Origin of the sequence: Neorhizobium alkalisoli (assembly GCF_007829835.1) — a bacterium.
Lineage (GTDB): Bacteria > Pseudomonadota > Alphaproteobacteria > Rhizobiales > Rhizobiaceae > Neorhizobium.
The window spans coordinates 14,200-38,006 of record NZ_VIWP01000018.1; the positions used below are offsets into that span (position 1 = coordinate 14,200).

Consider the following 23,807-nt stretch of genomic DNA (forward strand, 5'->3'; position numbering starts at 1 on the left):
TCATCGATGCACTGGCTGGCATTGTGGGTGACAGGCTACGTAAAATGTTCCCGCGTCGCTACCGCGCCAGTAGCCGTGGTCGACCTATACGGCGGGATAGGTCAGGTAGCTTTTTCCGCTTCTCGCCAACAGGAGACATTCATTAGCGCCACCGTAACCTTGCCAACTCAAGCGCCTTAGCACCGACAATCACCCATCAAACAAGCCTGGATATGACCCCGCGTAGAGCGGACGTGCTCTAGGAAAAATTCGCTATGAGCCGCTGCTCTACAGGATCAAGACTCAGTGCCCTCACACCGTCTCGGACCTCTGCAACAACGCGCAATACCTCGTTCATCGAAGCGCCCGAAGGCACGAGCGGTATGAGTTTCTCGGCAAAGGGAAATGGTATTCCCCTCTCGTCCAAGGCCTTCACCCAGCTCGGCCGGAAGCAATTCTCGATAGCCGTGGCATAGAAGCTCCAATCGACGGATCGATCTTCCAGAAGGTCGTTCAAAACCGATTGGCACGCCATTACAGCGGTAGGAACTGTAAAATCACAACCGCGAAAAAACTCGAATCCAATTTCCACCACATCCGCTGCCGAATCCGAGGAACGAGACCTTTTTACCAGAAAGGAGAGAAAGCTCCTCAGCGTTTTTGAAACCCTCAGCCTGTCGACGTAAAACGACAATTGCCTTCCACTTCGTGCGCCCACACGCAGCCGATTCGGTTGGATGAGGAACCTGAAAATCAGGTCAAACATGCAATCTCGACGCTCTCTGTCAGGCAATCCGCTCCATAGGAGGAAGCTCGGTCGGGTCGCTAAGATTTGCTGGATTTCGGCACGGAGCTCACTGAGATTCTGGACCCCGAATGACCCGAAGCGCTCAATTGTTGCGCGCGATAGCCCCGTTGTCGCTGTAATTTTGTCACGCCGATCAAGACCTTCTTGCTCAATGTCGCGTTCGTCCACGGCAAAAAGGATGGGTTCCGCAGCGTTGGCGGGATCGGAGGATATTGGGACATCGACCACGGTTGAGACCTCCTCAGGCGGCTCGTGGTACAGGTAGACCTTTCCAACGAAGTGACGCATCATTCGACCGGCCCGGCCACGAATATTTGCGAACGAAAAGAAGTCAAAGTCCTGTGTGTTGATCTTCTTGTCGTACACATAGATGATCGCCGCAGACGTGTTGACGCCTTCAATTAGGGTCGAGGTACATACGAGAATTTTTAAATCTGAAGATTCGAACAGGTCGATAATGCGTTGTGCCACGGCGCGGGGGAGCCGCCCGTGATGAAGGCCAACACCATGTCGAAGAGCTTTGACCAACCCCCATTCTGGGCTATAGTTTTGACCTAGCCAATCGGCCAAGTCTTTGGCTGCGCTCGAACCTTCTACGGGGTCCTCAACGATAATCTCCTCAGCCAACGAACGCGCGCTGCCAGGTGACGCGGTGAAGGCAATCGAGAGATTTGCCTTGTTCTCAAGGTAATCTCCTAGAAATGTCTGAAGTCGGTTGGATGTGGTCGACCGATCTATTATGTCAACCGCGACAGTACGAAAATTCGTCTGTACAAAAGTAAACTTGCCCTGCCACTCTTGCCCAAAACGTATCCCGGAGATGTGCGGCCCTGCCATAAACACCTGCCGCGATATCTTGGCGAGCTTGTAGAGTGCAATATTGAGCATTTGATAACGAGAGTCATCTCGACTGGGGTCGAGCTTGTAGAACTCGTCGACAAACAGAAAATCGACTTTTTTGATGTCTGTACGGTCTAGCACGCGCTCCTGCGTCATAACGTATATCGCATGTTCCCCGATACGGGCGTCATCCTTATGGAAGATGATTTGATGGGTCTCACCCAAGTTGCGGGCGAGTCGCCTCCGGGTTTCATCCATCAGAGCAATGGTTGGCACAATGATAACTGTCGTTTTAGGCTAACGCTCCATGATGAAGTAATCCACAATCGCAGATTTCCCGAAGCTTGTTGGAGCGCTCAATATGACGTTGTCTCCATCAAGGAGAGCGAGGAAAATCGCCATCTGCTCTGAATGGAAGACAAAAGGCCTGATCGGCTGGACTCGATGTGAATCGTGGACGAGCTGCCCAATGGAGTGCATGGGCGACGTATCCGAGATGTAGGGAAACAAGCCGGCCAGTTCGACGGCCTGATATACGACAGCGGCCACGGACTCTGGGACTCGCCCTTCAGACAGCGCTGCCACCATCCTGATCGTCAACTCTTGTGCGATAAAGTCGTTTCTGCCGAATTCTGCTATTCGTGCGCCGATTACGGACACACACTCAAAGATCACCGAGGGGGTGACGTTACTCGCAAGCTCACTCAGCAGTTCGTCAGGGCTTAACAATATGGGCCTCGAGGCGGGTATCAAATTGGTGTAATAATTCTTCCTTGCTCAGCAGAGGAATGAGGATTAATTGCAATTTAAGACCGTATTGCTTTATCAATTCGCCGAATTTTGAGGAAATGTCTTCTGCTTCCTCTTTGAGAGCCTCCTCAAGCTCACTACAGACCGAAATATGCCCGGCAATCGACTCAGATTCGTACGTTACTAAAACGGGAAAGACGGCTTTTGAGAAAAGTTTATCTGCGGACGTTTGATTTAGAAACAGGTGCACCAGCTGATCGTAGTAAGGCGTGTCTTTGGTTATGTGGCCAACAATCATAGCTTTTTCAGCATTTATGAACGCGGGCAGGAAGTGATCCTTAATAGACTTTACCGCTGCGGCTACCGCCGATTTGGCGTCTTTGTAGAACTTTGCTTCGCCAAGCCAAATCTCTATGTCGTCCTGGTTTGCGACGACATAGACGCCGTCATAGCCTTTTACAACATCGTTCGGCGACGTTTTTAAGATCAGTTTACAAACCACTGGTGTTGCGTTGTGGTACTGGACGCACGCTTGATGAAGAAGGAGTTCTCCGACCTCTCCACGTGTCTCGTCCTTTTTGGCGTATATGTGATAGGCCGCCCTCTGAATAAAAGTGCGATAATTGTGCAACCCGAAGGCCAATTGATCTTCTTGACTAAGGGCCGCATAGGGGACCCAACTCATCAAATCTTCAGCCATCTGAGGTGAGCGCCACTTTTTCCCCTCATACCCGGCGCACAAAGTCACATATTCGGGGTTTCCTGCGAGTTTTTGAACACGTACCTGAAGAAATTGCGATGGATAGAGAATGCTCGTCATCTGGACCCAAATCAAAGCAGGATAGGGAGAGAGAGATAACACAACCATGGCGGTTCAGTAAGATTTTGTGGACAACGTTGCGACACAAGCGTGCGCAATACTCGAATAACGGACAGGTCTTTCACTCTACTCTGGTCAGTCACCTTCAGGCAGGATCGCTTGCCGGTGTCCTTGACGATTGAACGGGCTGCGCAGCCCCAATCTCTGTCCTATATCCTCCGTTGAAAAAGCTCACGATCGGGTAAGCTTCCTCATCTACGGGGTGGCGGATCATCTGTATCGGTCACATGGTGCAGACCGCGATCGACTACTATGCATAGCAATTCCGGGTGACCGCTCAGGGCCGACAGCCGAGATAATCCGTGAGAGCTGTGTGGACGCCTCGAGTGTGCAGAATCAATCTTTGACAACGGGGCAGGCTTCGCAGCCTGCCCCGCTTGGATCAGCCGGCGGCTTGGACGAACGCCAGGAGGTCCGGGTTGATGACGTCGGCGTGGGTCGTGCACATGCCGTGCGGGTAGCCGTCGTAGATTTTCAGGGTTCCGTTTTTCAGCAGCTTGATGGCGAGCTTGGCGGAGTCATCGATCGGCACGATCTGGTCGTCCGAACCATGCAGGATGAGCGTGGGGACCGTGATCGACTTGAGGTCTTCCGTGAAATCCGTCTCGGAGAACGCCTTGATGCTGTCGTAGTGCGCCTTCGCGCCTCCGACCATGGCCTGTCGCCACCAATTCTGGATGACGCCCTGGGAAACCTTGGCGTCCGGCCGATTGAAGCCGTAGAAAGGGCCAGAAGGGATATCGAGGAAGAACTGGGCGCGGTTGGCGACGAGGTTCTTGCGGAAATCGTCGAACACCTCGATCGGCAGACCTCCGGGGTTCGCGGCGGTCTTGACCATGATCGGCGGAACCGCGCCGACGAGAACGAGCTTGGCGACACGGCCCTTGCCGTGCTTGGCGACGTACCTCGCGGCTTCACCACCCCCCGTCGAGTGGCCGATGTGGACCGCGTTGCGGAGATCGAGATGTTCGGCGACGACTGCGGCGTCCGACGCGTAGTGGTCCATGTCGTGACCCTCGGCGACCTGGCTCGAGCGGCCGTGGCCACGCCTGTCATGGGCGACGACGCGAAAGCCCTTTTCCAGAAAGAACATCAACTGGGCATCCCAGTCGTCGCTGCTCAGCGGCCATCCGTGATGGAACACGATCGGCTGACCGTGACCCCAGTCCTTGTAGAAGATTTCCGCGCCGTCTTTCGTCTTAACAAAGCCCATGTCTTGTTTCCTTTCGGTGGTTTTCTGCGTGGCGGCGGCCATCGCGATGTTGGGGATTATAGTTGCGACGCTCGCTCCAAGGCCAAGCGCCAACACCTCGCGTCTCAAGGGGCCCGTGCCCCGTGAGGTTTCTTTCTCCGTCATTTGTCTCTCCATGATCCGGTATTGACGAGCCTTGGTCCGCTCGCCTCAAAGGCAGAGCCAAACTCAGCGCGTCGAAGGTGACGCAGTATCGGGAGCCACGGGAGTTATACATCCGTATGCCGTGTGGCCCGTGGCGGGAAACGGAAGCGATTGGGCGTCAGGCTACAAGCGACGCGTCGCATTCCCCCATTGAAAGTCGCCCCCTTTGTGGGCTTCGTCCGTTCATGACGGATACTCCCGTATATCTTCCTCGCTGCCAGCTCCCGCCTTAGCGTCCTTTCGTCGACGAATTCCCGATCGACGAAAACCCAAAGCTGGGAGTGATAAGATGCAACCCCGTTTCGATATCAACGCTGTCGAGCCCGACAGCTTCAAGGCGATCATGGGACTGGAGATGTACGTCCAGAAGTCCGGCATCGACAAACGCTACATCGATCTCGTGAAGATCCGTACGTCACAGATCAATGGCTGCGCCTACTGCGTGGACATGCATACCAAGGAAGCGAGGAAAGCCGGGTTCTCGGACCAATGGATTGCCCTGATCGCGGTCTGGAAGGAATCCGCTCTCTATGACGAGAAGGAACGCGCGGTGCTGAACTGGGCGGAAAGCTTGACGAATGTCTCAGTTACGGGCGTTCCCGACGCCGACTACGAGCAGTTGAGGAAGCATTTCGGCGAAGCCGAGATTGCCAGGCTGACAACCGCCATCAGCACGATCAACGTCTGGAACCGCATGGCGCTCGCCTTGCGTCTGCAGCACCCGATCGACCATCGGACGGTCCCGGCGGCGGCTTGACGTCGATCCACTGTTCAAGGGCATGGTGGCGTGGCGAAGCCGATTTCGGAGCGAGCAGCCACCATGCCGGACTGTGCTACAGACCGAACAGGCTGCGTATCTTCCCCGACAGGGTGATCGAGGTGCTGTTTTCCATTCCCGGCTGGTCGAGGAGATGCTTTTCCTTCTCGAGCCGATGCGCGAGAACGAACCCGAGCTCCTCGGCGATTTCCGGGCGTTGCCCGAGAAACGGAGCGAGGGCATCCTTCTTGATTTCGTATGCGGTGACCGGGGTCAACGAACGGATTTCACCAGCCTCTAGCGACCCCATCAAGACACCCCGTTCTCCGAAAAAATCTCCGGGGGAAAGTCTCGTGAGTTCCGTGTGGCGGCCGTTTTCCTCTCTCTCGACGATAACGACACCCTTCTGGATGAGCAGGAGCGAGGTCAAGGAGGTTCCCTGCCGTGCGATCACGGCCCCCTTCGGGAACGCGACCTGCTTCATCGCAGCGCCCAAGGACGCTCGCTCGTCTTCTCTGAGCGAATGAAACAGGGGAATGGACGAAAGACAGTCGATCGCGCCATGGCCACGCGAAGCCTGTTCCCAGTAAGGGAGCGGCCCCGTCCATTGTGTTGACGAGCTCAGCACCAGGTTTGCGGAGCGCGCGTGACGATAGACCAGATCGTATATCTCGTTGCGAGCGTCGGAGACCTTGCCAACGTCCCTCACCCGACTGACAAGATCTATCGTGACGCCGTCGCCTTCCAGGGCGGTGATCGCGACGCTCGGAGACGGCGAGCGGACAATATTCGTGCACCCGAGTAGCGCCGTCTTCATGGTCTCACCGATCACCTCGGGCCTTTCCGTCGGATGAAAGCGCACGGTCACCACAATGCCGTGGCTCTCGTCCGGGCTGCTGTAGTTCGTGAGTCTCGCTTTCGCCAGAATGCTGTTCGGCAGGATCACGATGTCGTTCGTGCCGTTGAGGAGATGTGTCGAACGCCAGTTCGTTTCGATCACCCTTCCTTGGAGATTGTCGTCCAGAACGATCCAATCACCGACCGCGTATGGGCGGTTGAGGTTCAGGGCGATGCCGCTGAACACGTCGTTGAGGGTACTCTGCAGCGCGAGGCCGAGTACGATCGCGAAGACGCCGGACGTGGCGATCAACGTTCCCACCGGAACGTTGAAGACATATGCGACTATGGATAAGGCGGTGCCGATGTAGATGACGCCGGAGAGTAGGTCCCTGACCAGTCTGCCTTCGCGAGGCCGTCGATTGAAGACGAGGAATTTCCGGACTACCGTCACCAGGAGAAGCGAGATGCTTATCCACCATGCCGCCTTGGCGATCGCCACGCTGACCGCGTCTATGCCTCCGACGGCTCCGGGCCTATAGGGCTCGATACCTCTCGAAAAGAACAGGCCTGATAGGGCGACGAAGACGACGGCATCGAGGATCAGCTTTGCCCTGGTCTGGTGGCGCAGCAGCACTCTAAGCGGGACCGAGACCGCCAGAAGCAGACCGACCTGGATTACGAACTCCGACAACATCGGCATGATGGTTGTTCCCGCAGATGTCGTCGGGGATAGAGCCGCGACCCATGGTGGATTTGCGCAGTCCGACCGCGTCACCCGGCGTAGGTGTCACGGTCGGGTAGGCAACGAGATCTAGGCGGCCGTGGCTGAATTCGCCCATTGCTCGATACCAGTGGAGCCGAGGCGCGTCTGGCCAACGGGGACGAGCGAGTTCTCCTCCAAGGCGCAGCCGAAATAGCCTGCGCTGGAATCCGGTGTGACCTTGCGGGAATCGCCGACGGACCGGAGGTATCGACCGATGATGTCGCACATCCGGCCTTTTTCCGGTCCGGCGACATCGACAATACCGTTGGCGGGCGCTTTGCCGACGGTGTCGACGAGGAAGCCTGCCAGGTCATCCGCGGCGATCGGCTGGAAGTTCGCTGTCGAAAGGCGCGCCTCGCCGTCTGTCGTTCCTGCATCCGCGATCGTTGCCATGAATTCCATGAACTGGGTCGCGCGGACGATGGTGTAGGGAACGCCAGAACCTTCGATCAAAGCCTCCTGTGCTGCCTTGGCGAGGAAGTAACCGTTCCCCGGAAGACCATCGGTGCCGACGATAGAGAGTAGCACGTGGTGCTGCACTCCGGCCTTCTTCTCGGCGGCGAGCAGGTTTCTGGTCGACGTCTTGAAGAAATCCAGGACTTCGCCCGGATCGAAAGAAGGCGCGTTCGTGACGTCCACGACGACATTGGCCCCCTGCAGCGCGGCGTCCAGTCCCTCGCCTGTACGGCTGTTTACGCCGGTGCTTGGCGATGCGACCACGACTTCGAGAAACCGCGCCGACAGTAAGCTAGCGAGCTTGCTGCCGATAAGGCCCGTGCCGCCTACAACTACGATTTTCATCTTCATTCTCCTTGAATTTGTTGGCCAGTAGAGGGGCGGCTCCAGCTACGGCCTGCCCGCGGTTTGCCTTCAGAAAATCACGCCGCACGCTAACTCCGGCAAGATATACATCGGGATGCCGCGCAGCCGCTTCCTGGGTACGCGCTTCCCGCCTGAGCCGTTACGGATGGGAGTGCTGGCTGGCGGGGACGTCGTCGGGCCCGCCGGGGCCGTGCGGATGTTCCACGCTGTAGCTATGTGTCGTCCTCGGGATATCGGTGGCGGGCAGCTGTCCATCCATGCCGTAGAAAGCGACGTGTAATCCCCAGTAGGCCGTGCAGAAAACGACGAGAGCGGTCGAGAGTCCGATGGGAATGTTCACCAGACGCCGCTTGAGCGCCGTCATGAGATCGACACCCGTACGGTGATCAGCCGCAACCGCGATGAGGATCGCCATGATCAGGCCGTGCCCGATGAGGTCGACCCGGCCGAAAGGCCATACGGCGGCCGTGAAGATGACGAGGAGGGCGATAGCCGACAGCCTGCGAATCAGGGGCGTCCACAGAAGGCCGAACCCGAGAGTGAACTCGGTGACGCCTGCCATCGGTATGAACACGTCCCTGTGCATTCCGAAAGTGAGAAACGGCTTCTCGACGACGAGCGGGTAAAACCAGCTCGGGAACGCGAACTTCTCGAGGCTCGACCACATAAGGGCGATCGCCAGTCCCCACCGGAGCGCCTCGAAACGGCGTCCCCTCAGTTCCTCGTTCTTGAGCGGCTCGAGGAGCAGGTATCCCGCCACGCCGAGGCCGAGCGCGAGGTAGTCGAAAAGATGGAATAGCTCGTAGTCTCTCAGTGCGAATATCCAAAGGGCTATGATACCAAGCCCGGCGATCGGCATTGTCCGACGCGAAAATATGCAGCAGGCAATCACGAGCTGAAGCCAGGAAACCCATTCGGCGGGTGTCTTGAGGTCAGGCGTCAGATACACGCCGCCGACGGCAAAGATCGCGACGAAAAACGCGGCGATAATCGAACGGATGTAGTCGTCCTGGCGCGCCCAGAGCGGGTCGGTCGCCCAATTGAGCGCTCCGATGGCTTTCGCGCCGAACGAGCTAACCTCCACCAGACGTGTCAGGACGAAGAACACTAGGACAAGACATATGCCGACCCAGAACCAGGTGTCCTGTAGGGTGTTCTCGATCGGCGCTGGAGGCGCGCCCACGATATACGGGGCGAACCACTTGACGTGGGCTTGGGCCGACAGGGGGTGGAACACGATGGCGGCCGCTGCGGGCCACGCCCACAGCATCGGCTGAATACGGCTTTGCATGGAAGTCGCCTTCTCGGAATGGCGGTTTGATGGATCGATCAGGCGGCGAGGAGCTCGTCCGCCGGGCCGAAGAATTCGTAGTGAACACGCTCTCCCGGCACACCTGCTCTCGCCAAAGCGGGAACCAGCGCCCGAAGGAACGGCTTGGGTCCGCAAAGGTAGAACTCGGAGGTTTCGAAGGGTGTCGCGGAGCGCAGCCAGTCGACGGTGATGAACCCGTCATAGTCATGGGAGAGCCCGACTGCGTCTTGGCTGGACGGCTCGCTGTAGAAGGTTTTCACGTTCACGCGGGAGCGGGCGGCGGCGAGGGTCCTGACATGTTTGTCCATCGCATGGGTAGCGCTGTTCAACGCGCCATGGATGAAGTGTGCTTCCAGGTCCGGATAGTCGCGAGCGATCGCCTCGAGCATGCTGACCATGGGTGTCAGCCCTACCCCGCCGGACAACAATACGACCGGAGCCTTTGGTTCTTCCGGGAGAAAGAAGTCCCCCGCCGGAGGCGTGGCGTCGATCACCGAACCAATATCCGTGCGGTCGTGCAGGTAGATCGAGCCGCCCTGTCCGGAGGTCTCGCGCTTCACCGAGATGCGATAGAATTCGTCGTTCGGACCGCATGAGATGGAGTAGTTCCGCTTGGCGACCGTTCCGTTCTCCAGAGGCAATCGGAAGGTCAGGTATTGGCCAGGCCTGTGCCGGATGACCCGACCGCCGTCGGAAGGCTTCAGCACGAAGGACGTGACGACGTCGCTTTCCTTTGTCTTCGAGACGACCGTGAAGTTCCGCCACCCGTTCCAGCCGCCGTTCCGGTTCTCGATATCGGACCGCAAATCGCTCTCGCGGCCCTTGAGGATATCGGCAAGAAACCAGTAAGCCTCGCCCCAGGCGGTCAGAACGGCAGGGGTTGCCGCATCTCCGAGAATGTCCTTGATCGCCGCCAGCAGGGCTTCGGCGACGTAGGGATAGTGCTCCGGCAGGATGTGGTAGCCGATATGCTTGTGTGCGATACGCTCGACGACCGGACCCAGCGCGCTGAGGTTCTCGATGTTACGGGCGTAGCCGAGGATCGCTGCGGCCAGCGCGTGAACCTGTGAACCACCCTCGCCCTGGTTGGCGTGGTTGAACAGGTTCCGGATGTGCTCGTCCTTGAAAAGCCGCGCGTACATGGCCTTTGTGATGTTGCTACCATGGGCCTCAAGGGCCGGAACACTCGCCTTCAGGAGTTCTATGATTTCTGCGGACAGCTGACGTGGCATGATCTCAATTCCTTCTTGGGTCAGTTTTGATAGGTGCCGAGCGGGTAGCGGTCGTAAAACTCGACGCGCAGCTTCACCGCTCCCACGAGCTCCAGGCTGTGGCTTGTTTCGGGAGGGATGACACCCGGCATGCCGGGTTGGAGTATCCGGGGCTCGGAAACACCGGGCTCGAGGTAATGGACCGCGCCCTCTTCGACGCGGACCACGCCCCATGTCCCGGATTTGAGAGCGTGATCGGCGAGAAGCGCGCGCGGCAAGCTTTGCTCGTCGAAAAGAGCCGAGATTTTGTAGGGCGTGGGCGCGAGCGGCCTCGGCTCGTCTGTCACCGATGCGGGAAGCTCCTCGCCGCAGATCATGATCGAAAAACGAGAAGCGATCCTTTTCGCTCTCGCCTGCATCTCGAACGCTATCTCCGGCGCAGCGAGCTCCTCGGTCGTCTCACGCCAGAGCTCCAGCCACTTGATGAACATCGACGGCCGGAACTTTTCGGCATGGGCAAGATGCATCGACAACGGATTGCCCTTGTAGCGCCCGGTGGCGAGCATTAGCGACGACCAGAACTCCGAGAGCCTCGTCAGATGTTCGTCCCAGTCCTCGACCACCGCGAAAACCGGGCCGAGGTCCTCGTCTGCCCTCACGCGGTCGTAGAATCTCGCCAGTATCCGCGAAATGTCCGTTTCAGTAAGCTCTACCGACATTGCCGACTCCTAAATAGGTATTTGAGATACACCTATTACGTTCCGCAAAAAGGTGCTATTAAAATGCACCTTTTTGGCATGGGCGTTTTGACGCAGGTTTTCATGAGACTGACCAAATACACGGACTACGGCATCCGGGTCTTGATACACCTTGGTACATCGGACGGAGAGCTCGGCTCGATCCCCGAGATCGCCCGCACCTTCGACATCTCCCAGGACCACCTCAAGAAGGTCGTCCAGGACCTGTCGGCCGCAGGTTTCATTGAATCCGTGAGGGGTCGAAACGGGGGAATCAGGTTGGCCCGTCAACCGGACGAGATCAATCTCGGTTCTGTACTACGCCACACCGAGAGGCTGGATGAACTCGTGGAATGCGCCGCATGTCCCGTCGCCCCCGCCTGCGGCCTGCCCCCTATCCTTGCGGAGGCGTCGGCAGCATTCGCCGCCGTGTTCGACAAGTACACGGTTGGCGACCTTGTCAGGCGGAGACCTGAACTCCGGCTTCTTCTGGGGTCAGCGTAGAAAACGCTTCTGAGGTGGACCGGATCGTAAAGCTTATACGAGCGCCTCCGTCCGTGTTTTCAGCCCAGATCCTTCCACCGTGCGAAGTCACGATGGACTCGCAAATCGAGAGCCCCATGCCCATCCCGCTCTCTTTCGTCGTGAAGAACGGCATGAAAATTCGGTCGATATCCTCGATTCCGCTTCCGGTGTCCGAGATCTCGACGACTGCCCCGAGGTCGGACGCGAGCGTCTTCACCGTTATCATGCGCTCGCGGCCCGTCGCCACCGCCATGGCCTCGCTGGCGTTATGCAGGAGGTTCACGAGTACCTGCTGTATTTGAATGACATCGATGGAAATCGGATCGAGTGATCTTTCGAGCTTTAATTCCAGGCGAACGCCATTCGATGCCAATTCCTCCGACATCATATCCTTCACGCCTTGAATGAGCAGGTTGATATCGACTCTCTCCCGTCCTTCCGACTTGTGCTGGAACAGTGCCCGGATACGCTTCACGACTTCGGTGGCGATGTTGGCGTCCCTGACGACACAGTCGGCGCTCTGCTTCGCGCGCTCGATGTTTGGCGACGCCATCTCGAGCCAACGCCTGCACGCGTCGGCGCTCATGATCACTGCCGCTAGAGGTTGGCTGAGTTCATGCGCGATCGAGGCGGAAAGCTCTGCCATTCCCGCATACCTGGACGCCTTGGCCAGTTTGTCCTGAGAGACCCTCAACGATTCCTGAGCGAGAAATTCGTTTTCGATATCCACCTGCAGACCGTACCATTGAATGACCTTCCCGCTGTCGTCCCGGAGCGGCTCCATTCGCGCTTCGAGCCAACGCCAATTGCCATCGAAACGCCGTTGGCGGAACCGCCTGAACCATGGCTCGCCGGACCGGAAGCTTTCGCGGATCGTCGTCTCCACATCCTCCTTGTGATCCGGATGGATGGTCGCTTCGATTATCGCCGATAGAGCATCGGCTTCGCGCCCGCCCCCGGCGAGTTGATCGACGGTGATACCGGACCACTCCTCGAGCTGCCGACTGAAATAGGTAGGCTGGCCATCCGGAGACGATACCCAGAGCAATCCCGGCATTGTCTCGACTATCAGCGCGAGCCTTGCTTCACGTTCAGCGATCGCGACCTGCGCCGATACCTCGTCATCGATGTCCTGCGCGACACCGAGCCAACGCTTAACGGTGCCATCGTCATCGCGCAGCGCGTTCGCTTCGCCTTTCGTCCATCGGTATCGACCGTCGGCTCGGACCTGTCTGTACTTCTGTTTGAAATGGGCCTCGCCAGCGAACGCGGCCTTGAGGTTGCTTGCAACGCTCGCCAGATCGTCGGGGTGGATCACCCGCGACAGAACCCCGTCGAGCGAGAATTGCTCGATTGCATTTGCATCGGATATCCCGACCTGGGATTTAAGGGCCTCGTTGAAATACGTGGGCTTTCCGAGACTATCCGCCGACCAGATCGGCACCGGGACGGCGTCGATAAATTTCTGGAGGGCCCGCTCGCGCTCGCGGGACGCTTCGACTTCCAATATGGTGTCATGGATATCCAGACACGTTCCAAGCCAGAATACGATCTCGCCCGCCGCATCGATCTGCGGTCGCGCAGTCGTCCGAAGCCATCGAAAGATGCCCGCCGCCGTGCGAACCCGATGTGCGACATCGAAAGTTCCTCGGCTAGCGACAGCACCCAACCAAGCTGCTTCGAGGCGACCATAGTCATCGCTATGAAGCAACGCACTCCAAGCGAACTCGCCGCTCTGGACGTCGCGCGTTACGAACTTGGAACTTGGAAACCCGGTGTAGGCCTCCATCGATACGCTCTGGCAAATGAAATCCCCGTTGGGCCACGCCGCCCAGCCCAGCCCGGGAATCGTATCCACCAACGCTCTGATCTCTTCGATCGAGATCTTCGACGAAATCACCCCAAATCCCTCCGCCGTCCTGACGAAGGAACACAGGAGGACACCGCACTTACCATGTCAAGACTGCCGGATAGCCGAGTTCACCGCCCGCGGATAGCGATGGCATCGATCTCGATTTCGTAGCCGTGATGCAGATCGGTGACCGGGACGACGGTCCGGGCGGGGCGGGCATTCCCGAATACCTCGGCGAAAATCGTATTGAAGTTCCCCCAGTTTTCGACGCCGACCACATAGGCTGTGACGCGGAGGATACGGTCGGGCCCGCTGCCTGCCGAATCGACGACAGCTAGGACATTGGCGAGCGCCTGCCGCACCTGGGTTTCGAAAGGCTCGTCCGCCGTATGTGTTCCGTCAGGCTTGACACCCAGTTGCCCGGACACGAACACCATGTCATTCCAAGCTGTCGCCTGTGAATAGTGCCCAGCGGGTTTCGGCGCGCTATCTGTCGAGATCGCTTCGATCCGCTCCATCACGTGGCGTCCTTCTTCGAGCAGTCTTGTAGCTTCATGCCGGGAGCGGCTTGTTAATCCGAATGCGATTGCCTGTCGTGAACGAGATGATCCCATCCTGCTCGAGAGCTCGCAGGACCGCGCCCGCCTCATCCTGAGAGAAATTCAAGGCCGCGAGCGGTCCGAAGATATCTACGAGATTGATCGTCATCTCCGGTTTCGATTTCAACGATCGGAGCCTTTCGATCAGGGCGGTTTCGGTCATGGCAAAACGGGTCATCGCAACGTTCTACCGGAGTTTGCCATCCGGCGATGCAGAATTCTCGTATACTCTAGTATGCGCCTGCAGCGGGTTCCCGGTTGTTCTCATGGATGGATGGCCGTCGATGGCGGCACTGCCGACAGCCTTGATGGTCAATTTGAATGGAGAGCTTCGCCGATCGGAAGGGAAAAGCTGAGACGTGCTCCCTCACCTGTGTTTTCCGCCCAAAGCTTTCCGCCATGAGAGCTTACTATCGACTGGCAGATAGCAAGTCCCATCCCCATGCCGTTGTCCTTCGTGGAGAAGAACGGTGTGAAAATCCTTTCCAGGTCCTCGATGCCGCCACCGCTGTCCGTAACCTTCACAACGATGTCCTGCCGGACCACCGCAGCTCGCACGGCGACGCTCCGGGATGGGCCACCATGCTGCGCGACCGCTTCCGCGGCGTTCCGGACCAGGTTGACGAGAACCTGCTGGATTTGCACGCTATCGATCCTGACCGATGGCATCGCGCCGTCGAGATCGAGGTTCAGACGGATGCCGGAGGCTGTCATCTCCTCGCCGATAAGGTCCTGCACCCTTAGGATCAGATCGTTGATATCGACTATCTCCCGGGATTCGGACTTGTGCTGGAACAGCGCCCTGATACGTCTTACGACCTCAGAAGCGATGTTCGCGTCCCTGACGACGTTTTCGGAGCTGAGTATTGCCCGTTCGATGTTCGGCGGGCTCATCTCGAGCCACCGTCGGCAGGCATCCGAGCCTACGACGACGGCGGCGAGAGGCTGGCTGACTTCGTGCGCGATGGAAGCCGAAAGTTCGGCCATGCCCGCGTACTGCGCCGCACGCGTGAGCCTTTCCTGCGCGATCCGGAGCGATTCCTGGCTTCTCACCTCGTTGTCTACGTCTAGTTCGAGACCGTACCACTCGATGATCGCACCGTCCTCGTCCCTAAGCGGCTCCATCCGAGCCTCTACCCATCGCCAGGCCCCATCGGCATGACGCTGCCGAAACCGATGGTGCCACGGCTCCCCGGTCCTGTAACTGCGTCGCATGGTTGCCTCCACGTCGGCACGATCTTCTTCGTGGACAGTTAGTTCAACCGCCGAACTGAGCAGGTCTTGCCCCGCCCGCACAAGATCGCCGATATCGATCCCAGCCCATTCTTGCAGTCGCTTGCTGAAATAGGTCGGCATACCCTCGGCGCTGGAAGCCCAAACGAGCCCCGGCATCGTATTCACGATAAGTGCGAGACGCGCTTCGCGCTCAGCCAGAACGAGCTGCGTGGCGACTTCCTCGTCGATGTCGTGGCACACGCCGAACCATCTTGTGATCTCTCCCTCATCGTCGCGCAAAGGCTGGGCTTCGCCACTGATCCAACCGTACCGTCCATCGGCTCGCCTCTGACGATATTTCAGCTTGAAGCCATCGCCGGACGAAAACGACCTCATCAACGCATCCTGAACCATCGCGCGATCATCGGGATGGATGGCTTGGAATATCGCTTCCGCGAGGACTGTCCTGTCGCCACGGTCCAGATCCCTGATCGAAATTCCGGTCTGGTCGGCCAGAGCGCGATTGATGGCGGTGGGCTCTCCTTTTGCATCCGTGGACCAGATAGGGGCCGGAACGGTATCGATGAGTGCGCGCATTCCCTTCTCGCGCTCGAACGATGCTTCCATCGCCATTACCGCGTCGTGGATGTCGATCGACGTTCCGAGCCAGAACAAGACGTTGCCGGAATCGTCCAGCTGCGCCTTGGCCGTCGACCTTAGCCAACGGAATTCGCCATTGGCCGTTTTTACCCGGTGCGAGACATCGTACGTGCGCTGGCTCCGAACGGCTTCCATCCAGCTCTGCGACAGGCGCTCGTAATCCTCCGGGTGCAGCGTGTCTTTCCAGGCGAAGTCACCGTTCGGCTGCCTGGATGCAAGCTCCGAGGTCGACACGCCGACATGCTCCTCCATTGTCCTACTATGACAGACGAACTCTCCATCGGGCCAGGCCGCCCACCCGAGGCCAGGCATCGAATTCACCAGTTTGGAGATCTCCTCCACAGACACCCTGGATTTGGTCGTTTCCTCTGCCAACTTTCCCTCCGTCCGATCGTCGCCTACCCAAGGAAGGTCAAGGACAGCGTGTCAAGGTCAACCTCCGTACACCTTCGTTGCACGGAGCAGAGCCCGTTATTGTGTTGGCGAAAACCTTATCGCGGCGCTCGGGCTTTGAAAATGCAGCTTGGAAGGCAGGTGGAATGGACGATACATTGCTGCGTCACCCTCGCGGCGTTGCCTCGCAGCGAATTTCTTTCCACCAGGGAGCTTGCGGAGCTCTACGGCCTGCCGAAAGAATATTTGTCCAAGGCGATGCAGGCCCTATCGCGGGCGCGTTTGCTGGATAAGGCGATGGGGCCGACCGGCGGCTATCGGCTGGCAAGACCTGATTCCGATATCAATGTCCTGGACATCGTGGAGGCAATCGAAGGACGCGCGCCGCTGTTCACGGGGACCGGTCTCGGGCGTCGGTCAAATGAGCGGTCTGACGAAGGTCCCGATTGCCCGCTCAACCAAGTGATGATGCGCGCTGACGAAGCTTGGCGGAAGGTGATGCGTGAAGTCACCATCAAGGATTTGAGACTTTCAGCCGAGAACAAAGGCCAGGGCAGCTGAGCTGAACGCAGCGGCCCGTCATCGTGTATCAGAAGGCATCGAATTATCGATGTCGTGCAAGCCACGGCGGCAACCGTCGCTTGCCTTCAACGGCGACCGTAAAGCCTGTGCCCTGCACTCTGCGCTACCCGGTCGCGAATGCGGGTCTCAAGCGGACCATCCTGGAGGGCGTATCCGCAGATCGCCCTCCTAGATTCCAGTAGATTTCGAGGGACCCCGACTTATGCAGTCTGCTCAGACGCCATTGGCGATCCACTCGCTAAGGGTCGTGTGGCCGAGACGGGCTTTGCCTTCGGGGACGAGAGTATTGGTTTCGAGACGCGAGCCGAAATAAATTGCATCCGCGTCCGCTACGACCTTTCTGGTATCGCCTTTCGCCTTGAGATAGCGAGCGACGACATCGCTCATCGGCTCGCGTTCCGGTCCAGCGATCTGGATCACCCCGTTGGCGGCGTCGCCCGTCAGCACGTCGACGATAGCGTCCACGAGATCGGATGCCGCGATGACCTGGACGTTCCCGGTCGAAATATGGCTCTCGCCGTCTTTGCCGCCTTGATCGGCAATGGTGCCCAGGTACTCCATGAACTGCGTGGCACGGATGATTGTAAACGGCACCCCGGACCCCTCGACGAGATTCTCCTGCACTGCCTTGCCCTTGAGGTAGGCGTTGTCGGGAAGCTTCTCCATCCCAACGATCGAGAGCACCACGTGATGGCGCACATGGGCTTCTTTTTCGGCCGCGAGCTGGTTGGAAGTGGACTTGTGGAAGAAGTCCAGAACGCCCTGCGGATCGAACGTTGGCGAGTTGGTTACGTCAAGCACGGCATGCGCTCCTGCCATCGCTTCGTCCAGACCTTCCCCGGTGACGGTGTTGATGCCGTTGCTCGGCGCGGCCGCTACCACCTCATGCCCGGCGGCTACGAGCTTCGCGACGACCCTCGAGCCGATGAACCCTGTTCCGCCTACTATGACAAATTTCATTGAAATGCTCCTTCACTGTGTTCGTAACCGCTATGGGCGGACGACTACTTTCCCAAAACGAGACTTATTGCTCGACGAACGGCGATGTAGATTTTCGCCCGTCCCACGGCTTGCACCAAGATATACACCTGTATGCAAAGGGATCGGGCGAAGGAGCGAGCGGCACTTCATCGCGAAGAGCCGATTTCCCAAACTTCTGCAGTAGATTATAGGGAAAACCTATTATATCGCTTGAGCTATGATCGCGGCGTACATCTCCGGGTCGACGTTGCTGCCGGAGACGACGATCGCCAAAGGCCCTTCGGAGACCGGAGCGAGGCCGTTCAGAGCCGCGGCAAGTGCCACCGCACCGCCCGGCTCCACGACGAGCTTCAACTTCTCAAACGCGAATCTCATCGCTTCCTTGACTTGGGCGTCGCTGACGACGAGGCCGCCGGACAGCAGATGTCTGTTGACCGGGAAGGTGATCTCCCCCGGCATCGGGGCGAGAAGCGCATCGCATATCGACTGGAATCCGGTTTTCACCGACTCGCGCTTTCCCGTGACGAGCGAACGCGCCGTGTCGTCAAAGCCTTCCGGTTCGACCGAGTAGATCGATACTCCGCTGTCCAGGTCCTTGACCGCCGTCGCAACGCCGGAAACCAGGCCTCCACCGCCGCAGCACACCAGTACGCTCTCGATGTCCAAGCCGATTTCGCGTGACTGCTGCATGATCTCGAGGCCGACGGTACCCTGCCCCGCCATGATGAACGGATCGTCGAAGGACGGAACCAGGACGGCACCGCGGTTCCTGGCAATCGCCGTCGCGATCTCCTCGCGGGACTCGGACTGACGATCGTAGCTCACGATTTCGGCACCGAGTGCCCTGGTGTTCGCCAGCTTCACCGCGGGCGCGTCGGAGGGCATCACTATGGTCGCCCTCATTTTCAGCATCCGGGCGGCGGCGGCGACGCCCTGGGCGTGATTGCCCGACGACCACGCAACGACGCCAGCACCACGTCGCGTCTCCTCGATCCTGGAAAGCCGATTGTAGGCTCCGCGGAACTTGAACGACCCTGTGTGCTGCGCGCCTTCGAACTTCACCAGCACTCGCCGTTTGACGGCAGCGTTCAGAGGCATGAACTCCAGAAGCGGCGTCCGTACGGCAACGCCTCGGATTGTTTCGGCGGCATCTGCGATATCAGCCGCGGTGATAATCTGTGACATCACGAGCCCTCGAATTGTCCTCGGCCGGGGCTCGGTGCCCCGGCCCGCTCTCATGCAGGCGGCTTACTTTTTGTCGGGAATCGTCAACTCGGTCTCTTTCGTGTCGACGACGAAGACGGCCAGAAGCTTGGCAGGTTTTGTCTCGCTTCCGTTGGCGCTGACACCGTGATGGTCGCCGGGATTTTCGACGAAGTTCTCTCCGGCCTTGAAGATTTTCTCCGGGCCGTCACCGACCTTGCTCTTGATCTCACCTTCCAGAACCGTCGCGTAGATGAAGGAGCTCTTGGCGTGCGTGTGTGCGGGCGAATAGCCGCCGGGGCCGTATTCGACCAGAACCCCGCGCATGCTCTTGCCGGGGACATTCGGAAGTTCGTGGTTGAAGACCAGCGTTATCTTCGCGTTCTTCGACCCGTCTGCCGCGCTGGCGGGATAGATGGTCGCCAACGCGAAAAGTGCTGTCAGGACTGCTTTCTTGAACATGGATGTCTCCTTGGGCTTCTGAACCGCATGTTGCGGGACGTCCAATGAGACTAAGGGGCCATCCCTCCGCGTTGGAGATATACAAACGTTTGCGTGGGCGGCGGCGGCCGTCTTCCAAGGGCTCCGGCAAGCCCAGTGACACGGGCAAAGGGTTACGCGCGGTCACCTTCGGGAAACAACATGACGCGAGGCGGAAGCGCTCTTGTTGTCTTCGCCATCCTCGTGGAAGCAAACCAACGTATACGCTAACCGTCTCGAGGACTTGTGGCAGTTTCGTATCGATCGAGCACTTCAGCGCTCAAACGCGATTGTGAAATCCAGGAGCATCCCGATGACATACTCCGAAAGACTCCCTGGCACCCCGGCAGTGCCGGATACACGGAACCGCCCGCTTCTGTGGGCAGCCACCCCCGTGATCTACACGCTTGTCTATCCCGGCTTCGTCGACGTCTTCCACTACGCCGTCGGCGAGGCGGGAAATCGGGTATCTCTCGGCGGCGGCATCGTCGCGGCGATCATGCTTGGCCTCATGCTCTCGGTTCCCCTGATCGGGTTTGTCTTTGCCCTCCGTGGTCTTGGCGTCCCGGCCTCTCCGGCTTTCGAAACCCGCGCACGGCGCATTGCCTACGCCGTAGTGGCAGCGCCCACCATGTACTGCATGGTCGGCGTCCTCCAGATTCTGGTCTCAAGTCCCGTACCCGATCAGGTGACCTGGGTTGTGGTATGGTGTCTTGGCATCCTCTGGCTCGCGGCCGTCCCCCGGGATGGAGGTGCCGCCATAAAGGCCCCGGCCCGCCCGATCCCATGGCTCCGCGTGGCGCACGGCGTCTCCGCGATCGTGGTTCTGTCATACATCGCTTTCCACCTTGGGAACCATCTGTTCGCGCTCGTCGGCCCGGACGCCCATGCGGCGGTGATGGAAGTCGGCCGGAAGGTCTACAGATCGCCGATCGGAGAGCCGATCCTTGTCGCCGCGATGCTCTTCCAGACGGTTTCGGGTTCCGTTCTGGCGTGGCGGTGGAGTTCCCACAAGCTCGATTTCTACAAGACGTTCCAGGTCGCGTCCGGCGTCTTCCTGGTCATATACATACTGGGCCACATGAACGCGGTGTTTGTCCTCGCGCGAGCCTACTTCGGCATTCCGACGGGATGGGATTTCGCGACCGGCTCTCCGAACGGCCTCATCCACGACTGGTGGAGTGCGCGCCTTATTCCCCACTATGCTCTCGCGGTGTTTCTCGTCATCGGACATCTGTTCTCCGGCCTGAGGGTGGTCATGCTCGCCCACGGAACGGAGACACGAATGGCAAACCGAATATGGTGGGTTGGCGCGTCGGGCGGCGGGCTTCTGTCGGTGGTCATCATGCTGGCCATGTGCGGCTTCCGTATCTGAACGGCAGGCCGCGATATGTCCGCGCCGTCTCGAGAATTCAACGTATCGCGCGGAGGTACGCGAGAAAGGCACGCATCCCGGCCCCGATGTGGCGGTGGCGCGGATAGTAAAGACATAGCCCCGGATAGGTCGGGGTCCAGTCAGCGAGCACCTGGCGGAGCGAGCCGTCCCGCAGGCCTTCGCTGGCCATCCACCTCGTGACATAGGCCAAGCCATATCCTTCACGCGCCGCCGCAAGGAGAAGCCGCGAATGATCGACGACGAGATTGCCGGAGGTCTCGACGGCGAGTGTCTCGCCCCGTCTCTGGAATTCCCATCGATAGATAGAACCGCCCGACATACGCAGTTGGACACACTTGTGAAGCGCGACATCGGAGGGCTGCACTAGCTCGGGCGCATTGTCGAGATAGCCGGGAGACGCAACCACGATGTGCTGCTGATCCGGGCCGATCGGGATCGCGACCATTTCGTCGGGCACAAGCTCGGCGAGCCTGATACCGCAGTCGAATCCGCCTTCGGCGATATCGACCAATCTTGTATCGGACACGATCTCGAACCGCATGGCTGGCTGGGTCGCCATGAACTTCGTCAGGAGCGGTATGAGCACCTGCTCGGCCGCGTTTGCATCGGAATTGATCCGCAGAAGCCCGGCGGGCGCGGCATTCATGTCTTCGATTTCTTCGACCGCCAGCCCGATCTCGCTGATCGCAGGCACAAGTCTCGAGGCGAACCTGCGACCGGAGTCAGTCAAGGACACATTGCGGGTGGATCGGTGGAAAAGCTTCACCTTGAGACGCTTCTCGAGACCTGCCACCGAGTGGCTCAGTGCGGAAGCGCTCTGATCAAGCGTGCGGGCGGCGGCCCTGAATCCACCGTGCTCGGCGACAGCCAGAAAAGCCGCCAGTTCGCCAGGCGGAAGCGAACTGACTGTACGGAATATCTCATCAATACGTACATCTCTAGCCATCTAGTTCACGAATGCCACAGGTGTATCTCTACGACAAGAGATCAATTCAAAGGAGAATGACTATGAGCGCAGACATCCCGTTCGGGTTCGCTTCGACCGCAAGCGAAGTGCTGGAGGGTGTAGACCTTTCCGGAAAGAACATCATCGTCACCGGAGGTGCGGGCGGCATCGGTCTCGAGACCACCAGGGCCCTTGCGGCCGCCGGCGCTTCCGTGACGATCGCCGCCCGTCGTCCGGACGATGCCCGCGCCGTTGCCGACAGGATCGCGTCGGAGATCACAAAGGGGAGCGTGAGCGTTCGTCAGCTCGATGTCGCGGACTTGTCGTCCGTGCGCGCCTTCGTAGACGGTTGGGATAACAAGCTCGACGTCCTGGTCAACAACGCTGGCGTTATGGCCATCCCCGAACTGCAGCGCACGCCCGAAGGGCGCGAGATGCAGTTCGCGACCAACTACCTTGGCCACTTCGCTCTCGCCCTCGGCCTGCGACCTTATCTGGCGAAAGCGAACGGAGCGCGCGTGATCTCGGTCGCATCGGTTGGCAGCCTGTTCGCGCCCGTTTTCTGGGACGATCCGGATTTCCGCTTCATTCCGTACGATCCCCTGCTCGGCTATGGCCAGTCGAAGACAGCCTGCATCCTGATGTCCGTGGGGATCACACGGAAATGGGCAAGCGATGGCATTACGTCGAACGCCCTAAATCCGGGAGCGATCGCGACCAATCTGCAAAAACATACGGGTGGTCTCCGCACTCCGGAACACCTGCGCAAGACTACCGAACAGGGTGCGTCCACCACGGTGCTGCTGGCCGCCTCGCCTCTCGTCGAAGGCCGATCCGGCGAATACTATGACGACTGCCAGAAAGCTCCGGTCGTCGGAGAGCGCGGCAACGGTCCGTTCAAGGGGGTCGCGCGCTACGCGATCGACGAAGGCAACGCCGAACGTCTGTGGGGCATGGCAGAAACCATGCTGGGCGTGAAGGGATGAGCGGCCCCGTGAACGTCGGCTTCATCGGCATCGGCGACCAGGGCGCGCCGATGGCGGTCGCCATCTCCGAAAAATTCAACCTGCACGTCTGGGCTAGGCGAGATTCCTCCTACGAGAGTCTGGAGGGCAGTTCCTTCACGCGGCATGAATCGGCGGTCGAACTGGCGACGGCGGTGGACGTGCTCTGCGTCTGCCTACGCTCCGACCACGACCTGCTTCAATTGTTGCTAGGCGGAGTGCTTGACGCCCTGCCCTCCGGCGCGATCCTTATAAACCATGCCACCGGGGACCCAGGTGAAGCGAGGGCCTTCGAGGAAGCCTGCAAAGCAAAGGACATCCGCTTCGTTGATGCCCCGGTCAGCGGAGGACGGCCCGGAGCGGTCGCAAGGACGCTCACCTGCTTCGTGGGGACGGATGCCGCCACTCTGGAAAAGTGCGGCGCAATCCTTTCCACCCATAGCACGCACGTCGTTCACATGGGTGGAGCGGGAACCGGGCAAGCCAGCAAGCTCTGCAACAACGCTCTCACCGTCTCGAACCTGCGGAACGTCGTCGAGGTTTTCTCGATCGCCGACGCGTTCGGCGTGTCCCCGGCAAGCTTGCAGACGGCCTTTTCCCACAGCAGCGGCGGAAGCTTCATCCTCGACGCCCTCGGCACAAAGGTGACGCCGCAAATCGCGGCCCATATCGCGAAGCTCAACCGCACCGACGTCGAGGAGTTTGCAGCGGCGGCAAAAAAGCTAGGTCTGGATGTCTCCGCCATCGAGGCTTGGGCTCTCGGAGGTGCTGCTGGCCTGGAACGTGTGGTCGCTAGACTGTCCGCACGAAGCTGAAGACCGATTACACCGATCTAAAGCAAAACACCCCGACGGCGAACGCTGCCAGCGGGGTGTC

At 59.1% G+C, this 23,807-nt stretch carries 23 protein-coding genes; 6 read left to right on the plus strand and 17 right to left on the minus strand.

Annotation, left to right across the window (positions count from 1 at the left end):
- Positions 1–238: 238 nt before the first annotated feature.
- The 4 genes from FHW37_RS31670 to FHW37_RS31685 all read right to left on the minus strand — a co-directional run bounded on the left by FHW37_RS31670 (position 239) and on the right by FHW37_RS31685 (position 4,470).
- Complete coding sequence (locus tag FHW37_RS31670; protein ID WP_186458500.1) at positions 239–1,783, minus strand: helicase-related protein; 1,545 nt, start codon at positions 1,781–1,783, stop codon at positions 239–241.
- A gap of 141 nt (positions 1,784–1,924) precedes the next feature.
- Entirely contained in the window at positions 1,925–2,356 is a 432-nt protein-coding gene (locus FHW37_RS31675) for a hypothetical protein (RefSeq protein WP_145643552.1), read from the minus strand.
- Positions 2,343–3,197 carry a HamA C-terminal domain-containing protein gene (locus FHW37_RS31680; protein ID WP_186458501.1) on the minus strand — a complete coding sequence of 285 codons (855 nt, stop codon included), beginning with the start codon at positions 3,195–3,197 and terminating at the stop codon, positions 2,343–2,345. Before FHW37_RS31680 ends, FHW37_RS31675 begins: the two co-directional genes overlap by 14 nt.
- 442 nt (positions 3,198–3,639) lie before the next feature.
- Positions 3,640–4,470, minus strand: coding sequence for an alpha/beta fold hydrolase (locus FHW37_RS31685; protein ID WP_246691042.1), 831 nt, complete (start codon positions 4,468–4,470; stop codon positions 3,640–3,642).
- Between the two features lie 472 nt (positions 4,471–4,942).
- Here FHW37_RS31685 and FHW37_RS31690 point away from each other — a divergent pair, with 472 nt between their 5' ends.
- Entirely contained in the window at positions 4,943–5,410 is a 468-nt protein-coding gene (locus FHW37_RS31690; RefSeq protein ID WP_145643555.1) for a carboxymuconolactone decarboxylase family protein, read from the plus strand.
- Positions 5,411–5,486: 76 nt separating this feature from the next.
- Here FHW37_RS31690 and FHW37_RS31695 read toward each other — a convergent pair whose 3' ends face one another.
- The 5 genes from FHW37_RS31695 to FHW37_RS31715 all read right to left on the minus strand — a co-directional run bounded on the left by FHW37_RS31695 (position 5,487) and on the right by FHW37_RS31715 (position 11,077).
- Positions 5,487–6,884 carry a cyclic nucleotide-binding domain-containing protein gene (locus tag FHW37_RS31695; protein ID WP_246691036.1) on the minus strand — a complete coding sequence of 466 codons (1,398 nt, stop codon included), beginning with the start codon at positions 6,882–6,884 and terminating at the stop codon, positions 5,487–5,489.
- A gap of 177 nt (positions 6,885–7,061) precedes the next feature.
- Entirely contained in the window at positions 7,062–7,814 is a 753-nt protein-coding gene (locus FHW37_RS31700; protein ID WP_145643557.1) for an SDR family oxidoreductase, read from the minus strand.
- A 160-nt stretch (positions 7,815–7,974) separates the two neighbouring features.
- Entirely contained in the window at positions 7,975–9,126 is a 1,152-nt protein-coding gene (locus tag FHW37_RS31705) for a hypothetical protein (RefSeq protein ID WP_246691037.1), read from the minus strand.
- A 38-nt stretch (positions 9,127–9,164) separates the two neighbouring features.
- Positions 9,165–10,379 carry an NO-inducible flavohemoprotein gene (hmpA, locus tag FHW37_RS31710; protein WP_145643558.1) on the minus strand — a complete coding sequence of 405 codons (1,215 nt, stop codon included), beginning with the start codon at positions 10,377–10,379 and terminating at the stop codon, positions 9,165–9,167.
- Between the two features lie 20 nt (positions 10,380–10,399).
- Entirely contained in the window at positions 10,400–11,077 is a 678-nt protein-coding gene (locus FHW37_RS31715; RefSeq protein WP_145643559.1) for a DUF1971 domain-containing protein, read from the minus strand.
- 102 nt (positions 11,078–11,179) lie between these two features.
- Here FHW37_RS31715 and FHW37_RS31720 point away from each other — a divergent pair, with 102 nt between their 5' ends.
- Positions 11,180–11,599, plus strand: a complete 420-nt coding sequence (locus FHW37_RS31720) for an RrF2 family transcriptional regulator (protein WP_145643560.1) — start codon at positions 11,180–11,182, stop codon at positions 11,597–11,599.
- Here FHW37_RS31720 and FHW37_RS31725 read toward each other — a convergent pair.
- From FHW37_RS31725 to FHW37_RS31740, 4 genes are all read right to left on the minus strand, one after another.
- Positions 11,556–13,520 (minus strand): PAS domain-containing protein, encoded by a 1,965-nt coding sequence (locus FHW37_RS31725; RefSeq protein WP_145643561.1) that lies wholly within the window; start codon positions 13,518–13,520, stop codon positions 11,556–11,558. The genes FHW37_RS31720 and FHW37_RS31725 overlap by 44 nt on opposite strands.
- A gap of 80 nt (positions 13,521–13,600) precedes the next feature.
- Complete coding sequence (locus FHW37_RS31730; protein WP_145643562.1) at positions 13,601–13,990, minus strand: RidA family protein; 390 nt, start codon at positions 13,988–13,990, stop codon at positions 13,601–13,603.
- Positions 13,991–14,024: 34 nt separating this feature from the next.
- Positions 14,025–14,249: a hypothetical protein gene (locus FHW37_RS31735; protein ID WP_145643563.1), complete on the minus strand. Its 225-nt coding sequence runs from the start codon at positions 14,247–14,249 to the stop codon at positions 14,025–14,027.
- A gap of 134 nt (positions 14,250–14,383) precedes the next feature.
- Positions 14,384–16,321 (minus strand): PAS domain-containing protein, encoded by a 1,938-nt coding sequence (locus tag FHW37_RS31740; protein WP_145643564.1) that lies wholly within the window; start codon positions 16,319–16,321, stop codon positions 14,384–14,386.
- Positions 16,322–16,462: 141 nt separating this feature from the next.
- On the opposite strand from FHW37_RS31740, the gene FHW37_RS31745 reads away from it, so the two are divergent.
- The gene (locus FHW37_RS31745; protein WP_145643593.1) at positions 16,463–16,900 is read left to right on the plus strand and encodes an RrF2 family transcriptional regulator; all 438 of its coding nucleotides are present in this window, start codon (positions 16,463–16,465) and stop codon (positions 16,898–16,900) included.
- 234 nt (positions 16,901–17,134) lie between these two features.
- Here the strand turns inward: FHW37_RS31745 and FHW37_RS31750 are convergent, their stop codons facing one another.
- The 3 genes from FHW37_RS31750 to FHW37_RS31760 all read right to left on the minus strand — a co-directional run bounded on the left by FHW37_RS31750 (position 17,135) and on the right by FHW37_RS31760 (position 19,567).
- Complete coding sequence (locus FHW37_RS31750) at positions 17,135–17,881, minus strand: SDR family oxidoreductase (RefSeq protein WP_145643565.1); 747 nt, start codon at positions 17,879–17,881, stop codon at positions 17,135–17,137.
- 222 nt (positions 17,882–18,103) lie between these two features.
- Complete coding sequence (locus FHW37_RS31755) at positions 18,104–19,087, minus strand: threonine ammonia-lyase (RefSeq protein ID WP_145643566.1); 984 nt, start codon at positions 19,085–19,087, stop codon at positions 18,104–18,106.
- A gap of 63 nt (positions 19,088–19,150) precedes the next feature.
- Positions 19,151–19,567: a cupin domain-containing protein gene (locus tag FHW37_RS31760; protein WP_145643567.1), complete on the minus strand. Its 417-nt coding sequence runs from the start codon at positions 19,565–19,567 to the stop codon at positions 19,151–19,153.
- Between the two features lie 331 nt (positions 19,568–19,898).
- Between FHW37_RS31760 and FHW37_RS31765 the strand changes: the two genes are divergently transcribed.
- Positions 19,899–20,960, plus strand: coding sequence for a hypothetical protein (locus FHW37_RS31765; RefSeq protein ID WP_210249357.1), 1,062 nt, complete (start codon positions 19,899–19,901; stop codon positions 20,958–20,960).
- Positions 20,961–20,997: 37 nt separating this feature from the next.
- On the opposite strand, the gene FHW37_RS31770 is transcribed toward FHW37_RS31765, so the two are convergent.
- On the minus strand, positions 20,998–21,927 hold the full coding sequence (locus tag FHW37_RS31770) for a LysR family transcriptional regulator (protein ID WP_145643568.1): 930 nt from the start codon (positions 21,925–21,927) through the stop codon (positions 20,998–21,000).
- 62 nt (positions 21,928–21,989) lie between these two features.
- On the opposite strand from FHW37_RS31770, the gene FHW37_RS31775 reads away from it, so the two are divergent.
- Both FHW37_RS31775 and FHW37_RS31780 read left to right on the plus strand, forming a co-directional pair.
- A complete protein-coding gene (locus tag FHW37_RS31775) occupies positions 21,990–22,913 on the plus strand; it encodes an SDR family NAD(P)-dependent oxidoreductase (RefSeq protein ID WP_145643569.1) in 924 nt (307 codons plus the stop codon).
- Between the two features lie 8 nt (positions 22,914–22,921).
- Complete coding sequence (locus FHW37_RS31780; protein WP_186458502.1) at positions 22,922–23,746, plus strand: NAD(P)-dependent oxidoreductase; 825 nt, start codon at positions 22,922–22,924, stop codon at positions 23,744–23,746.
- Positions 23,747–23,807 lie beyond the last annotated feature (61 nt).

Coding starts and splice junctions, on each gene's coding strand:
- FHW37_RS31670 (WP_186458500.1), bottom strand. CDS start 1,783: ATGACGCAGGAGCGCGTGCTAGACCGTACAGACATCAAAAAAGTCGAT.
- FHW37_RS31680 (WP_186458501.1), bottom strand. CDS start 3,197: ATGACGAGCATTCTCTATCCATCGCAATTTCTTCAGGTACGTGTTCAA.
- FHW37_RS31685 (WP_246691042.1), bottom strand. CDS start 4,470: ATGGGCTTTGTTAAGACGAAAGACGGCGCGGAAATCTTCTACAAGGAC.
- FHW37_RS31690 (WP_145643555.1), top strand. CDS start 4,943: ATGCAACCCCGTTTCGATATCAACGCTGTCGAGCCCGACAGCTTCAAG.
- FHW37_RS31700 (WP_145643557.1), bottom strand. CDS start 7,814: ATGAAAATCGTAGTTGTAGGCGGCACGGGCCTTATCGGCAGCAAGCTC.
- FHW37_RS31705 (WP_246691037.1), bottom strand. CDS start 9,126: ATGCAAAGCCGTATTCAGCCGATGCTGTGGGCGTGGCCCGCAGCGGCC.
- hmpA (WP_145643558.1), bottom strand. CDS start 10,379: ATGCCACGTCAGCTGTCCGCAGAAATCATAGAACTCCTGAAGGCGAGT.
- FHW37_RS31715 (WP_145643559.1), bottom strand. CDS start 11,077: ATGTCGGTAGAGCTTACTGAAACGGACATTTCGCGGATACTGGCGAGA.
- FHW37_RS31720 (WP_145643560.1), top strand. CDS start 11,180: ATGAGACTGACCAAATACACGGACTACGGCATCCGGGTCTTGATACAC.
- FHW37_RS31730 (WP_145643562.1), bottom strand. CDS start 13,990: ATGGAGCGGATCGAAGCGATCTCGACAGATAGCGCGCCGAAACCCGCT.
- FHW37_RS31735 (WP_145643563.1), bottom strand. CDS start 14,249: ATGACCCGTTTTGCCATGACCGAAACCGCCCTGATCGAAAGGCTCCGA.
- FHW37_RS31745 (WP_145643593.1), top strand. CDS start 16,463: ATGCAGCTTGGAAGGCAGGTGGAATGGACGATACATTGCTGCGTCACC.
- FHW37_RS31750 (WP_145643565.1), bottom strand. CDS start 17,881: ATGAAATTTGTCATAGTAGGCGGAACAGGGTTCATCGGCTCGAGGGTC.
- FHW37_RS31755 (WP_145643566.1), bottom strand. CDS start 19,087: ATGTCACAGATTATCACCGCGGCTGATATCGCAGATGCCGCCGAAACA.
- FHW37_RS31760 (WP_145643567.1), bottom strand. CDS start 19,567: ATGTTCAAGAAAGCAGTCCTGACAGCACTTTTCGCGTTGGCGACCATC.
- FHW37_RS31765 (WP_210249357.1), top strand. CDS start 19,899: ATGACATACTCCGAAAGACTCCCTGGCACCCCGGCAGTGCCGGATACA.
- FHW37_RS31770 (WP_145643568.1), bottom strand. CDS start 21,927: ATGGCTAGAGATGTACGTATTGATGAGATATTCCGTACAGTCAGTTCG.
- FHW37_RS31775 (WP_145643569.1), top strand. CDS start 21,990: ATGAGCGCAGACATCCCGTTCGGGTTCGCTTCGACCGCAAGCGAAGTG.